We start from the raw sequence: 14,313 nt of genomic DNA, 5'->3' as shown, positions 1-14,313 counted from the left end.
TTTCCGGCGGCAGTCCAGGACACCGCCACGAAGAAGCGCCTGCAAAGATGCCGGCGCTTTTTTCATGCCCGCGAGGCGGGCCGAAGTGGGTCAGCAGGCCGGGGGCGGCACGCCCCGGTTGGCGGCGTCCACGGCCAGTACCAGGCCGTTCCAGTACGCGGGCAGGGCGCCCCAGGGGTTGCCGGTGCGCGTGACGGGGTCGTACTCCTGGTCGGTGACGTACAGCATGCCCAGGTGGTTGCGTGCCGTCGCGGCCTGCCGCACCGCCGTCTGCATGGCCGCGCAGCCCCCCACGTTGTGCACCAGCGCGGCCAGGCGCGCATTCGGCTGGGAATACAGCCACGGCGTGGACCGCGGATCGTAGTCCTGGAAGCCGGCATTGCCAGCCTCCAGGGTCACCAGCACGTCCGCCACCTCCGCGTAGGCCGCGGCAGGCACGGCGCCCGGGTTGCCCACGACATGCAGGCTGGCGTCGCGGCCTTTGATGTGATCGAACAGAGTGCGGAAGAAGGGCAGACGCGACGGGTCCGAGGACATCTCGTCGATGAAGAACCCGCTGATGACACCGCGGCCGTACAGCGCCAGATAGGCGTCGACATTGGCCTGGACCTGCGCCAGCGTCCGCTCCCCCGACCCATAGCGGGTATGCACATAGCCCAGCACCCGTCCGCCCGCGGCCACCAGGCGGCCGGCTGCGCGCGCATAGTTCGCATCGGCGCTGGTGAACACGCCGTTGGTGGGGTTCATGATGGCTGTCAGCTGCACGCCTGGGGTGCTGGCAGCGCTGGCCGCCAACCGGTCCCACGCGGAGCCGGATGCAGACGGATAGATGTAGGCCGGTACCAGCAGGGCCAGGGGGCGGGGGGCGGGCCGCAGGTAGACCACCCGCGCCGCCGTCGCCGTCTGGCCGGACACGGTCGCCGTGGCGTTCAGTTCCTGCCGGCCGGCCGTGGCGCCGCTGAGCGTGGCGCTAGCCCAGCCGTCCTGGGTGGTGCCCGTGGCAGCGAACGGACCGGGCGCGGAAGAGAAGCGCACGGGCGTGCCGTCGGCCACCGCGGCGCCGTTGACGGTCACGCGCGCGGTCAGTGTCAGCGGCTCGCTGGTGGAGAAAACGTCTTGCGCCTGCGGCGCACTGAAGCTGACCGACACGCCGCCGCCGCCACTGCTGCCGCCGGGGCCGGGCGGTGCCCCATCGCCCGATCCCCCGCCGCCACCGCAGGCAGTCAGCAGCGCCGCCAAGGCAAGGCGGGCCCAGCGGGCGGGGGCACGGGTCGAAGACTGGGACATGGCGGCACGGGCAAAGTGGGGGAGCAGGTGCCGATTGTCATGCAGCCGGGGGCGTGCCGCCACGCGCCCCGCAGCTGCGGTTACCCCGGCGATGCGCGCAGCGCTTTCAGTGCGCCCTGCGCTGAAGGGCGGCTTTCCTTACTGGAGCATGAAGGTCTCGTACTCCAGCCGGCTGAGCTGTTTGGACAGCAGCAGCAGCCCGGTGCACAGCGTGACCAGCGTGGCGAGCGCGAAGCCGTAGCCGTACAGCGCCGCCCCCGCATGCAGGGTGAATCCGGTGAGCACGATGTTCAGCACCACGAACTCCAGGCACAGGAACAGCACGATGCGCCGCTGGTCGAGGTAGAAGAACACGTTCAGGATGGCCATCAGCCCCACCTGCAGGCCGGCGCCGATCACCTGCACGTGCAGCAACGGCAGGTACAGCCGCGAGATGCCCAGCGTGCTCAGCAGCGCCGGCCCGGCCACGAAGGTAACAAGCACGGCCAGCGTCTGGATCTTGCCGATCTCCGCCAGGCCCTGCTTGATGGAATAGACCATTTCGTCGCGCATGGCCTCGATGTACTCCAGCGAGCCGCCGCTGCGCACCGCGTCGTAGAACTTGTCGTAGTACTCGACGAAGTCCGTCTCGATGCGCACCAGGAACACGGCCATGCCCGGGATGATCGACAGGTACGCCAGGAACACCGGCAGGTCGTAGATCAGCGAGGCGCGCAGCCCGCCGATGATGGCCTGCGAGGTCGGCGGGAAGTACCAGAACATGAACTTGTCGATCCAGACCCCGAAGTTGTAGAGGAAGCCGATGGCGACCAGCGTGGGGTACAGCAGCTTGCGCTGCCCGAAGTCGAAAGCGATCAGCCGGCCCTGGGGGTTGAACTCCCGCACCACGAGGATCCACATGCCGGCCAGCAGCACGTAGTTGCCCAGCACGAAGCCACCGAGGAGCCCCTCCAGCCCCCACGGGCGCATCAGCAGCGCGCTCACCACGATGAGCGCGTAGGCCAGCCCGAACAGCGCCACGATGGCCTTGTAGCGCTTCATGCCCGACAGCAGGATGGTCAACACCCACACATCGCACATCAGGGTGAAACCGGCCAGCATCAGCATGCGGTACAGGATCCCGAGGTTGGGCAGCAGCAGGAACAGCGCCAGCGTGCCCAGCACGCCGGCGGCGAGCGTGACGATGAGCAGCAGCCCGTGCAGGTTGGGCAGGATGAGGTCCTTGCGCTTCTCGAACAGGCGGTCCGAGACGAAGCGGGTGAAGGCCAGCTGCACCAGTCCGGTAAGGATCAGGCTGCCGGCGACCATGTAGGTCACAGAAGTCTGGAACTGCGTCACCAGGAAGGCTGGCACCACCACGCTGGCGCTGAAGATACCGATGAGCAGGATGCCCACGATGGAGAACACCCACGGCCCCGAGCCGATGACACCGGCATAGGCATAGGCCTGCACCAGGCTGGCCAGCGTGTCCTTGCGCAGCATGCGCCGCAGTTCGAATCCAATGCCGGCCATCAGCGGGGGCCCTCCGTTTTCTGGAACGCTGCCTCGTACACCTTGCGGTAGCGGTCGAACATCATCGTGTCGGTGTAGTAGCGCTCTACGCGGGCGATCGCCGCGCGGCTGGCAGCATGCCAGGCCTGCGGATCCTTGAGGAGCGACAGCGAGGCATCGGCCAATTGCTGCGGATCGGCGATGGGCACGACCTTGCCGGAGTGGCCCAGCGCCTTGTCTTCCTCGTCCAGACCTTCCACCAGCTGCCGGCAGGAGCCCACGTCCGTGGTCACGGTAGGAACGCCCGCCGCGTAGCCCTCCAGCAGCACCAGCGGCAGCGCCTCGCTGATGGAGGAGAGGACGACCAGGCCGATGCGCGGCATCAGGTCCTCGACGCGCTGAAATCCCAGGAAGCGGATGTGCTGCTCCAGGCCCAGGCTGCGCACCAGGTTGCCGCATTCCTCGGCGTAGGCAGGGTCTTCTTCGGTGGGGCCCGCGATCCAGCCTTCGGCGGTGGGCAGCTGGTTGACCACGCGGCGCATGGCGCGGATGAAGGTCTTGATGTCCTTGATGGGTACCACGCGGCCGATCAGGCACAGCACGGGCGGCACTTCGGGCGGGCGCTGCGTGCGCAGCGCCGCGAAGCGCGACAGCTGGATGCCGTTGGGAATGTTCTGCGTGCGTTCGGGCCGGGCGCCGTCGGCGATCTGCCGCTGCCGGTTGGCCTCGTACAGCGCGATGATGGGATCGGCCGAGGCATAGCAGAACTGCCCCATCCATTCGAAGAAATGGATCCACATCTGGCGGAAGTACGACAGCTCGGTCGGGTCCCGCTGGAAGATGTTGCGGTTGTCGCGGATCCACTCGCTCTTGAACAGATCGATCTTGCGTTCCTTGGTGTAGATGCCGTGCTCGGACAGCACCAGCGGCGTGCCGCGGGCCTGTTCGATCAGTGCGCCCAGGAAGCCTGCGTACCCTGTGGACGCGCAATGCACCATGCGCACCCGGAGCAGCTGCTGCGCCACGCGGGCCAGCATCCACAGCGGCTGGAACATGATGCGCACGGTCCAGAAGTAGTCGACGAACGACGGGTCGGTGCAATGTTCGCGGTAGCTGTCGCAGATGATCTTCCAGGCCCGCTTGCTGTAGAGGAAGTCGTCCAGCTGCAGCGTACCGCCTGGTTGCATGGCGCGGGTGACGTCGCGCGAGGCCTGCATGGCGCGCTCGCGGTCGCCGCTGCGGAACGCTTCCACCAGATCCAGCACCATCTGGAAAGCGGCCTCGTCCCCGTCGCGCGCCACCGGCTGCGCCTCGGCGTTCAGGTTCTCGTAGAGGAAGTACTCCTCGTAGTGCACGACGTTGGCAGGCAGCTCGTACTTGAACTTGGTGTAGTCCTCGCGCCGGCTGCCCAGGAACACGATGGCAAAGCGGTATTCGGGGTAAGCGCGGATCACCTGGTTGATCCAGCTGGACACGCCACCGCTCACATAGGGAAAGGTACCTTCGAGCAACAGCGCGATGTCGGCCTCGGCGGCCCGGGGGAAGCTCATCGGGCGCTCCAGTAATCGACGATGGGGCGCAGCCGCGGCAACGCCGTCCAGCCGCCCAGCTCCTGCACCAAGGCGCGTGCCTGCGCGAAGTCCTTGCGCTCGAAGCACAGTTCAGCCTGGTAGGGCAGCACGCGCGTGGCGGGCAGGCCCCGTTCGCGCGCCCGCACGTAGGCGGCGGCGGCTTCGTCGGGGCGGCCGATCTCGTGCAGAAGACGGCCCTGGCGCAGGTTCAGCTGGGCATTGTCGGGGCGGTACTGCAGCACCAGTTCGCAGTAGCGCAGGGACTCGCGGATCGCATAGTCGCGCAGGTCGCCCTGCACCAGTTCCTGGTAGACCAGTTCCCAGTACAGGTCGGACAGGCGGTGCGCGGACTCGATGGTGAGCGGGCCGGGGGTGGCGTCACCCTCCTGTTGGCGCGCCGTACGCAGCGCGTCCATTTCCGTATCGATGGTGCGGTTGATGCGCTTTTCCAGCGTGTCCAGCATGCCGTAGGCCAGCAGCCGGAGGTCTTCGCTCGGGTCGCTGAGCACGCTGCGCAGCAGCGGCGAGGCGATGCGGCCGGACACATACTGCAGTGCGACCATCGCACGCATGCGGGTCTGCATCGGTGCGTGGCTGTTGCCCAGGAACGAACGCAGACCCGCCTGGCGAAAGTTGCCCTGGCGGCGCTGGTGCAGGTCGAACTCGGGCAGTTGCAGCGATTCGAAGTCGCTCTGGCCGGCAGGCGAGCGGTAGACGCGCAGCACGATGACGCCCACCAGCACGCCGACAAAACCGGCCAGCGGCACGGCATAGCTGAATGCGGCCATCAGGCCCAGCACGGGCAGGCGCGGCTTGGCCTGCTCGCCCGACAGCAGCGGCAGCAGGAACAGCGACAGCATCAGGCAGGCGAGGGCGTGCACCAGAAGATAGCTGGCCAGCGCGGCGTCTCCCCGGCCCTGCAGGAGCAGAGGGCCGGACCAGGCGCCGATTTCCAGCGCCAGCGCGGAGAGGCCGAACTTCAGGTTAAGCATGGGCCATGGCGTGCAGACGTTGCAGAAGGGCCAGCGGGGTATCGCTGTCCAGAGAGATCACGCGCGGGAAAATGCCGGCCTCTTCCAGAGGCTGACCCGTCCGCTGCTGCGACCAGGTTTCCAGGCGGTTGATGTAACCCTCGGCGGTGGAGCCGTCGCCCAGCGGCATGAGCATCGCCAGCACGTGCCGTTGCGGGCCTTCGATGAGCCAGTCCTCGTCGAGCGCGCGCTTGAGCCGCTGGATCTGTCCTGGCAACCCTTCGGCTACGGCCCGGGGCAGGAACTCCAGGGCCACGATCACGCTGGGCAGCTTGGTGGACTGGTGGATGTGGGCCAGTCGCTGTGCCTCGAAGGCGAAGTCGGGCGGGCAGTCGGGCAGCTGCTCCAGGATGGGCTGCGACAGGGCCTGAACGGCCAGGCCATCGGTGTAGTACCCGAGCAGCAGGTTGATCGTCTGCAGGTTCTCGTCCTGCAGCGAGAAAAAGGGCATTTCATCGATGACCAGCACGCCATAGATTTCGCCACCCAGGTCCAGCAGCGGCGCTACGGCCAGGTAGCGGCTGCTTTGTTCGTGCGCCAGGGCCTGGCTAATGTGGCAGAGCTTGCGCGTTTCGATGGCCTGCTGCAGGAGTGGATCGGACGCGGTCAGCGCCGTCGCATTGCCGATGCGCGCGACAGGCTCGGTGCTGGGCTCTTCGCCTTCCACGGCGTAGAGGGCTGCCGACTCCAGCTGGCAGTACTGCGCCAGCAGGCGCAGCAGGATCTGCGCGCCTTCCTGCGGATCCTGGCCGGGACGGCCGATGCTCTGCAGGGTGGAGAGCGCGTCGCGCATGGACATGGGCCGGCCGATGAGCTCCTGCTCCAGCCGGTCGTGCGAGAGGCGCAGCAGGTAGTACTGCCGCACCAGGTGCTCCAGTCGCTGGTCCAGGTACAGCTGCACGTTCTCTGCCCGGCGGGTGCGTGCCTGCCAGAGGCTGGAGAACTCGCCCACCAGCATCACCAGGATCAGCCCGCCCAGAAAGAAGATCTGCGGAAAGGCGTCGTAGTGCCCGAAGTTGATGGCGAGCCAGCTGGCCAGCAGCACGCAGGCCCCACCGAGGCCTGCCAGAGGGCCGTAGCGCAGCGCCAGAATGACCGGTGCCAGCCATGACCAGGGAAAGCGCGCCTGGCTCCACAGCGGGTCCTCGGGGTTCCACAGCAGTCCCATGCCGATCGCGATCAGCGGCAGGAGCACCATCTCCGCCAGCATGACGGCGGGGCGCGTGCCGGTGTCCGCCAGCTTGCCCAGCAGATTGACGGGCAAGTGCCTGGCGGCCTTCTTCTCCACCGGGCGCTGGGCGCCAACGGAACGCCGGCGGGCTGCGGACGGGGGCCGTTTCGGTCGACATGTTCGCCAAGGTCAGCGCACGCCGGCAAGGCCGCCATCGAGCAGATCACGGATGAGCTTTTGCGCCACCGCGGAGAGGGCTTCGCGGCTCCAGCCGCTCTTGCCGCCGGCGCCGCTCCACAGCACGTTGCCGCTGGACACCTCGACGATCTGCAGCGTCACGCCGGCAGCGGGTTCCCCATCCACGCCCACCTTGTAGCGCCATTCGTCCACGGAGCCCGTGAGGGCGTACTGGGCCTGCTTCTCGCGCGCCCAGGACAGGGCTTCCTGCTGCCGCTTGGTGTCGCCGGCATCGAACAGAGCCTCTTGCTGCGTGCCGGCGGGGTAGCGCTGGACGCGGCCCACGCCCTTGGCATGCAGCAGGGCCTCGGCGATGGCTTCGGCACGGTTGCCGGCCAACGGCGTCTCGGTGTGGTTGGCGAACGGCAGCACCACCCAGGAGGCATCGCGCTGCAGCGCCGGTGCCTGGCCCCGGTCGATGGTGGAGCAGGCGGCCAGCCACACGAGGGCGCTGCCGGCGGCGATGGTTTTCAGGCCCTGCAGGAGTTTGCGGCGGTGAAGCATGGTGGGTCCTCTCTCTAGAAGTGAAGTCGGTAGCTGAATTGCAGGTCGCGCGTCAGGCCCTCGGTCTGCAGGCCGGACTTGCCCAGGCCCCAGCTCAGGCGCACATGGTCCGCGCCCAGCAGGGAGCCTGCCACGCCCATCCGCAGGCCGTAGCCCGGGCCGAGCCGGCTGTGCCAGGTCCGGCTCAACGAGGCGAACGGCCGCAGCGCGCGGGTGTATTCCTGCTCGTAGCGCATGTTGGTGGAAACCTGCAGGCCATAGAAGCTGAAGCTCTGCGGCACGAAGTAGTCGGGACCGACCTCGGTGATCGACGGTGGCAGGTAGCGGCGGAACTCCTGGTCCTGCGGTGACAGGGTGGAAAGGTCGCGCTGCGAGAAGTCGTGGGTGGACCAGAACGCACCGAACTCCAGACTCGGTGCCTCCACGCGATAGCTGTGGGTGTAGCTGAGCGAGCCGTGCCGGCCGCTGCCCACCTCCGTGCCGGTCTGCAGGCGGTAGCGCTCTGCCCAGAGCATGGCGACGACCTGGTCCTGGCGCGTGGCCTGGTAGCGCAGACTGGCCCCGGCCCGGTCCTTCATGCCGGCAATGCGGAGGGCCAGGCTGTCCTGGCTCTGCAGTTCCATGCCCAGATCCATCCGCAGCGTGAGCCGGTTGTCGATGCGCTGCTCATGCTCGATCTGCAGCGGCGTATAGGTCTTGAAGCTTTCGCGGTGCCCGGCGCGCAGCAGCGTTTCGCCGTCCGGATGGCGCCAGCGCAGGACGGCCTCCAGACCCCGCTCGCTGGGCGGCTCGAACACCACCGTTTCGCTCGTGGCATTGCGGCGGATGCTGGCGAAGTCCAGGTCCAGCGACAGGCGCGGCGTCATCGCGATGTGCAGCACCGCCTCGGCTGCGGACTCGCGCATGCCGCCCAGGTCCTGGCGTGTGAGCTGCGTGCCGGCATGGTCGCTGAAGGCCAGCAGGCTTTCCTCCAGCTGCAGGTGCAGGGGCTGGTCGTCGTGCTGGTGGTGCTGGGCGTCGAAGGCGGCGGTCTGGGCCAGGCGCAGGTCGTCCACGGCGCGCGCGGCGTTCACGCGGTCGTAGCGGGGCAGTCGTTCGTCGAAAGCTTCCAGCAACTGGCCTGTGGCGGCCTTGTCGTCTTCGGCCAGCGCCACGGTGATGTCGGCCCACAGGGGGCGGTTGCTGCGCAGGCTCCGGCTGCGGGCGTACTGGTGCCACAGGAAGCCGCGCTCCGCCGTATATTCGCCGGCGTCCTGGAGCCAGCCGATGGCGGTCTCCGCCGCGGCATTGGACAGCCCGTTCTGCGCGTCCCTGTCCAGGCGCAGCAGTTCGCGCAGCACGTCCAGCGCCGCGTCGCCCGGCCGCTGCGTGAGCACCAGCCGGGTGCGGGCGATGCGGCGCGTCTGGTCGAGCCCGTCTTCCGTCAGCCAGCGTTGGCGGGCTTCTTGGGATGTCATGCGCGTGGCGGCCGCTTGGGTACCGCCGCGCACATTGCCCCATTCCCGCGCCAGCAGGTGGCGACGCAGCCGCCAGGAGCGGTCGACCTGCTGGTTCTGATCCAGCGCGTCGGCATAGTTCATCAGCCACAGGAAGTCGTCCTCGTGGCCCTTCACGCGCGGGGTCAGGTACCGGTCCAGCGCTGTCTGGGGCAGCGAGAGGGCCTGGTAGGCGGCTGCCAGCGAGTCGTGCAGCTCCGGGTCGCGAGACCATTCCTGCTCGCGCGAGGCCAGCAGCGTGCGCAGCGAGACCGCATCGTTGCCGTCGATGAAAAGCCAGAGCAGGGCCTGCCGCATGGCGGGAGAGTCGGGACTGAGCTGCAGGCCAGCCTCGAAATAGCGCCGTGCCTGGGCGACGCGCCCGGCGTTCTGGTGGTACAGGCCGACGAGGCGCAGGAACTCGGCATTGCGCTGCACCCGGGCGAGCCCGTGGCGCTTGGCGGCCGGGTCCGGGTCGAGGCGCTTGAGCAGTGCCTCGATATCGCCCCACCGGTTGCGACCGCTGTAGAGCGTGAGCGCCTGTACGAGGTGGCGTGGCTCATCGAACAGGAGCCATGCCTTTTCGGACAGCCGCGCGGCTTCCAGGGGCTGGTCCTGCAGCAGCAGGCGGATCAGCGCGTCGTAGTCGGAGATGTCGGCGCCGTCGTTCTCCGCCAGCTTGCGGTAGGCCTCTATCGCCAGCTCGTCGTTGCGCCGGCTCTCCGCCAGCTGGCCCATCAGGCGCCAGTATTCAGATGCCTCCTGCAGCGTGGGCGGTTGCCGCCGGGCGGCCTCCAGCCAGCGCAGCCCTTCATCGGGCTGGCCGTGGGTGAGCGCGAGCACGGCCGCCTGCATGGCGCGGGTGGGGGTGATTTGAGCAGGGTCCGAGAGCAGCCGGCGCCAGGCGGCCAGGGCCACATCGGGCTGCCCGGCACGCTCCGCCAACTGGGCCAGCAGCTGGATGCTTTCGGGGCTGCGGGAATGCCGCTGCAGGTAGTCGATGGCCGGTTGCGGTTCGCCGATGCGCTCGTAGGTAGCCACCAGCTCGCGCACGAGCCGCGGATCGTCCGGGCGCCGCTGCAACTGGTAGCGCAGGGCCTGTACGAGTGCGGGGTCATCGAACTGACCGGGAGCGATGCGCAGAACGGCCTGCCAGGCGTCGTCGCGCTGCGTCTTGCGCGCCAGGTACAGCCATTGTTCCAGCGCCTCTGCAGGCCGCTGGGTCCAGTCGGACACCCGGGCGAGCCGTTCGCGCCAGACCAGGTTGTCCGGCTGCTGGCGCACCGCGGCACTGGCGATCTGCCATGCATCGTCCTGCTTTCCGTTCTCCAGGAACACCTCGTAGGCCAGGCTGTAGATTTTCTCGTCGTAGGGCAGGCCCGGCTGCAGAACGCGGGAGGCATCCGGGACCGCCTTCTGCTGCACCGGTAGCTTTTGCCATTCGGCCGTTTCGCCTGATCCGGCCATGCTTTCGGCATGCGCGTCCTGCAAGCGAGGGGGCTGGAGGTAATGGGCGCCGTCGTCGTAGGCGGGCGCCGCCGTCTCTGCAGCCGGGCGCCAGGCGACGGGCCGCAACAGCGGTTGCGCTGGCGATGGAGCCCTGGCCAATGTCTCGCCCTCCCATCCGTACTGCCGCAGCAGCGACAGCTGCAGCAGCTTTCGCACGAAGCGGTCCGCCGCCGCCGGCCGGCCGGCCGCGCGGGCGAGGTTGGTGAGCATGAAGAGGATCTGCGGGTCGTTGGCCAGCGGGCCCAGCTCGCGTTCGGCCAGCTCCAGCGCGGCCACGGGTTGGTTGCCCGATTGCAGCGCGGTCACGCCGGCGGTGTAGTACGCCTTGGCCTGCTGCGGGTCCGGCGTGGTCTTGCGGGCCAACATATAGAGCGCGGCGCAGCTTTCGTAGTCGGACTGGGCCAGGGCTTCCTTGGCGGCGCGCTCGTACAGCTGCGCGGCCTTGCGCGGATCGGGTTCCGCTTCGGCCAGTCGGCGGTTGATGTCGATCCCCAGGACGGGTTCGTCCAGCTGGGCCGCCAGGCGGGCCAGTTCCACCTGGCGCTGTGCAGGCCACTGCTCCCTGGACAGGGCGCGGAGCTGCTGGCGCAGCTCTTCGCGCATGGCACCGCGCCGCACGGCATCGGTCTCGGGCGTTTGCAGCCACTCGGTGTACGACAGCTGCCACAAGGCCCACAGCGCATCGCGGTGCAGCACCGGGTCGGGCGAATCGAGTGCGGGCTGCAGCGTGGTCCGGGCATCCAGGATGTCCCCCTGGGCGATTTGGCGCTGGGCGAGCAGCAGGCGCAGCTGCGGGTTGTCCGGATCGCTGCGCAGCAGGTTGTGCAGGTACGCCACGGACAGGGCGGAATCGGTGGTGTCGGCCAGACGCCGCTCCAGATCCTGACGCGGATAGAGCAGCCACAGCCCGCCGCCGACCATGCCGGCCAGCAGCATGATCAGCCACGCAGGCGCCAGAATGGGCCGTTCAGCGGGCAGCGCAGCGGATGCGGATTTGCGCAGCAGCATCTTGGATTTCGAACTGTGGAGCGGTGGCCGTGGACGACGCCTTGCTCGGCGCCAGCGGGCGGTTGTTGGCTGTGGTGATCTGGCAGCCCTCGGCGCCGGCCAGGCTGAACTGCAGCGGCGCTGCAAAGCCCTTGAGGGAAAAATCCACCTCACGTCCATCGGCCTGGGGCTTCCAGCTCTCCAGGCGGGCGTTCGCGTCGCGTAGGTAGGGGCGCGGCAATCCAGCGGGTGCATTGCCACTGGCACCTGCCGTCTGGAGCCAGGCCGAGGTGCCCGTCAGATGGACGTAGCGGCCTTCGACACCATCGCGGAAGCCGGCCACGCCCTGGCTGGCGGCGAGCGACGGAGCGCCCAGGTCGGCCGGCAGCCGCACCGTGCGCAGCGCGCCATCGCCGCGCAGGCGCCAGCCCTGGCCGTCGCGGGCGATCGCGAAGCTGTGGAAGTCGTGCACCTTGCGGATGAAGTCCGACGCGTACACGGGGTGCAGCGGCTGGGCCATCGCCCAGCGGTACACCTTGTGCAGGGCATTGAGCCCGGCGCGCTTGCTGGCCGAGTACACGTGATAGTAGATGTCCACCGGCTTGATGCGGCGCGGCTTGTCGGTCATCTCGAAGCTCTCGATCACGCGCTCGAAGCCGTAGTACGGGCCACGCCAGAGGTTGGTGTAGATGTTCTCGTTGGTGATGGGGGCGTAGACCTGCAAATGGCCGTTCTTGTAGATGCCGTGCGCGCCGACCGCGGTGAGTGAAGGGTTGGCCCGGGTGATGGACGTGTCGCCGCCGTTCATGTTGAGCAGCCCGGCCTTGTCGGTGATCTCCAGCGCCTCGGCGTTGGGGGCCGTGTCGCCGGACCAGAGCAGGATCTTTACCGGCTTGCCCTGGGGCGCCAGGCGCTGATTGATGTAGTTGCTGGAGCCCACGATCTCGCGCGTCAGGTCCATCGTGTAGCCGGGCAGGCTCAGGTTGACGGCCGCTTCTGCGTTGTCCTTGAACAGGCCGTGCTTGACGCTCTGGTCCCACAGGAACGGGTGGGAATAGGTGTGGCTCGCGACTTCCACGTGCGGCAGACGGAACATGCGGCGCGCGATGTCCTCCAGTTGCTTGCTCATCTCCGGGTGCAGCCCGTGAGGTGCGACCTCGGCCTCGATCACCGACATGGTCTGGGGCACCTTGTACTTCTCGAAGATCTCCTTGAGCAGCACCTCGGCGGCAATGGGGCTGCCGGGCAGCTCGGCCAGCGATGGGAAACCATCTCCGTCGACATGCGAGAAGAACAGGCGGCGGCCGTTTTCGGTCGTGACGTCCGGCACCGGCAGGGGGGGGAGCGACAGTGCCCGGGAAATGAAGGCGAATGGGTCGATCACCCAGCGGGCGTATTCGGTGCCGGGAATCTCCACCAGGGCGTACGGGTCGAGGATGAAACCTCCCCAGGGCGTGAGGGCTCCTGCCACGAACGACTGGCCGCGCTGGTCGCGGAACTCGACCAGCGGCTCTGCGGTGCGCTGCTGCGCAGCCGTCAGCCGGACAGGCTCGAACTGCCGCTCCGGGCGCGCAGGCGCGATTTCGAAGCCCATCATGGCGTGCTGGGCGACGGTGCGCAGATCTCCCTGGTGCAGCGGTGCATTGGTCTGGATGCCCAGGCGGTCCGCGAAGGCCTTGTCGGGCTGCATGCCGAAGTCGCCGATCATGGCCAGCGGCATGCCCTCGGCCATGCGCGCCTGCAGCCACTGGCTCAGGCGGCGGCTGTGGGCTTCGGGGACGAAGCCGGAAAACCACGTGACCACGCCGGCATACCGGTCGCGCAGCACGCCTTCGGGCAGCGGCTTGCGCACGTCGGCATAGTCCACCACATAGCCCATGTGGTTCAGCGGCATCTGCAGGAAGCGGTGGGCGTTGGCGTAGTTGAGCGCCGGCGACTCGCCGCTGTCGTACATGAAGAGCACCCGCCGGGCTACCAGCTCGACGCCGCCGACGCCCATGGTGTGCATGGCGCTGTCGGTCACCCAGGGAATGAAACCCAGTTCCTTGATGCGCTGCGCCGTCTGGCGTGCCAGTTCCCGGTCATGCGGCGGCACGTAGTCGATGGCCAGCACCGGCAGCTGGTAGCGCTCGCGCACGGTGCGCAACTGGCCCAGCAGCCATTCCCGATCGGCGGGAGGAACGTCTTCATAGCGGCGCGCGCCGGCATTCCAACCCTTGTACAGCGACTCGGCCGCGACCATGCGGATCTTGTCGCGCACGCGTTCCACGATCTCGAAGCCCCGGTTCTGGATGAGCTGGATGCCTGGGAAGCGGCTGTGCAGCGTCTCGATCACACGCACCAGCCCCGCCTGCTGCGCCGCCTCGTCGAACTGGTTCGCGAGGCGATACGAGTCCATGGTGTCGAGGAAGAATCCGCGGTAGCCCTGCTGCCACAGCGGGGCGATCACCCGCGTGGCGAAGAATTCCGGCCACTGCGCAGGCGTCTGATCGATCACCTCCGAGTCCCAGGCACCATTGCGCGCAAGTCTCCATGCGGCCGGAATGTCGGGGTAGTAGGGGCGGGACGATTGCACCTCGGCGACGGATACGTAGGCGTAAAGCTCGCTGCCCGTCGTGTTGCGGTAGCGCACCGGGTCCTGCCCGTGGCCCGGTTCGATGACCGCGATGTCGAACACCTTCAGATCGGCCAGCGGGGCTTGGGCGCCGTAATGCAGCGCCACTGCCGGCTCGGCGCGCGCACCCATCGCAAGACACAAACCCAGGCACAGCAGCAGAAGATTCAGCAAACGTGTCACAGCAAATTCGACGCTAGATGAAGGTTGCCGGCCGGACTGCGCCGTCGGTGCGGATGTGTCGTGGGCGCGAAGCTGGCGGGTGGCGGCGTTCCGTGCGGAACAGGGGACCTGCCAGGGGGAGATACGTCTCGGAGTCGGCCTATAGATAAAAACAATAAGGCCAAAAACTTCGATTGTTTTTATTGTATCTGTTCACGGTACATGATGAAGCATGCCGTTACAGCTAAGTGTAGGTGGATTCCGCCATTCGGCA

At 67.9% G+C, this 14,313-nt stretch carries 8 protein-coding genes; all 8 read right to left on the bottom strand.

All coding sequences use genetic code 11. The features are described 5' to 3' along the window. Positions 1 to 90: 90 nt before the first annotated feature. On the bottom strand, positions 91 to 1,287 hold the full coding sequence (locus tag QE399_RS01470) for a spherulation-specific family 4 protein (protein ID WP_309825576.1): 1,197 nt from the start codon (positions 1,285 to 1,287) through the stop codon (positions 91 to 93). A 138-nt stretch (positions 1,288 to 1,425) separates the two neighbouring features. Beyond that, positions 1,426 to 2,799: an exopolysaccharide Pel transporter PelG gene (gene pelG / locus QE399_RS01465; RefSeq protein WP_309825575.1), complete on the bottom strand. Its 1,374-nt coding sequence runs from the start codon at positions 2,797 to 2,799 to the stop codon at positions 1,426 to 1,428. Then, on the bottom strand, positions 2,799 to 4,328 hold the full coding sequence (gene pelF, locus QE399_RS01460) for a GT4 family glycosyltransferase PelF (RefSeq protein ID WP_309825574.1): 1,530 nt from the start codon (positions 4,326 to 4,328) through the stop codon (positions 2,799 to 2,801). Before pelF ends, pelG begins: the two co-directional genes overlap by 1 nt. Beyond that, on the bottom strand, positions 4,325 to 5,341 hold the full coding sequence (locus QE399_RS01455; RefSeq protein WP_309825573.1) for a tetratricopeptide repeat protein: 1,017 nt from the start codon (positions 5,339 to 5,341) through the stop codon (positions 4,325 to 4,327). Before QE399_RS01455 ends, pelF begins: the two co-directional genes overlap by 4 nt. Next, positions 5,334 to 6,644 carry a PelD GGDEF domain-containing protein gene (locus QE399_RS01450; protein ID WP_309825571.1) on the bottom strand — a complete coding sequence of 437 codons (1,311 nt, stop codon included), beginning with the start codon at positions 6,642 to 6,644 and terminating at the stop codon, positions 5,334 to 5,336. Before QE399_RS01450 ends, QE399_RS01455 begins: the two co-directional genes overlap by 8 nt. 96 nt (positions 6,645 to 6,740) lie before the next feature. Next, positions 6,741 to 7,292: a penicillin-binding protein activator LpoB gene (locus QE399_RS01445; protein ID WP_309825570.1), complete on the bottom strand. Its 552-nt coding sequence runs from the start codon at positions 7,290 to 7,292 to the stop codon at positions 6,741 to 6,743. Positions 7,293 to 7,306: 14 nt separating this feature from the next. Then, positions 7,307 to 11,284, bottom strand: a complete 3,978-nt coding sequence (locus QE399_RS01440; protein WP_309825569.1) for a tetratricopeptide repeat protein — start codon at positions 11,282 to 11,284, stop codon at positions 7,307 to 7,309. Next, entirely contained in the window at positions 11,244 to 14,060 is a 2,817-nt protein-coding gene (locus QE399_RS01435; RefSeq protein ID WP_405043009.1) for a bifunctional glycoside hydrolase/polysaccharide deacetylase family protein, read from the bottom strand. Before QE399_RS01435 ends, QE399_RS01440 begins: the two co-directional genes overlap by 41 nt. Between the last annotated feature and the right edge of the window lie 253 nt (positions 14,061 to 14,313).

The organism is Paracidovorax wautersii (assembly GCF_031453675.1).
Lineage (GTDB): Bacteria > Pseudomonadota > Gammaproteobacteria > Burkholderiales > Burkholderiaceae_C > Paracidovorax.
This window is presented reverse-complemented; position numbering and strand designations above follow the sequence as displayed.

What these genes read in the sequence shown, in the direction of transcription:
- QE399_RS01455 (WP_309825573.1), bottom strand. Translation starts at nt 5,341, where the DNA reads ATGCTTAACCTGAAGTTCGGCCTCTCCGCGCTGGCGCTGGAAATCGGC.
- pelF (WP_309825574.1), bottom strand. Translation starts at nt 4,328, where the DNA reads ATGAGCTTCCCCCGGGCCGCCGAGGCCGACATCGCGCTGTTGCTCGAA.
- pelG (WP_309825575.1), bottom strand. Translation starts at nt 2,799, where the DNA reads ATGGCCGGCATTGGATTCGAACTGCGGCGCATGCTGCGCAAGGACACG.
- QE399_RS01445 (WP_309825570.1), bottom strand. Translation starts at nt 7,292, where the DNA reads ATGCTTCACCGCCGCAAACTCCTGCAGGGCCTGAAAACCATCGCCGCC.
- QE399_RS01440 (WP_309825569.1), bottom strand. Translation starts at nt 11,284, where the DNA reads ATGCTGCTGCGCAAATCCGCATCCGCTGCGCTGCCCGCTGAACGGCCC.
- QE399_RS01470 (WP_309825576.1), bottom strand. Translation starts at nt 1,287, where the DNA reads ATGTCCCAGTCTTCGACCCGTGCCCCCGCCCGCTGGGCCCGCCTTGCC.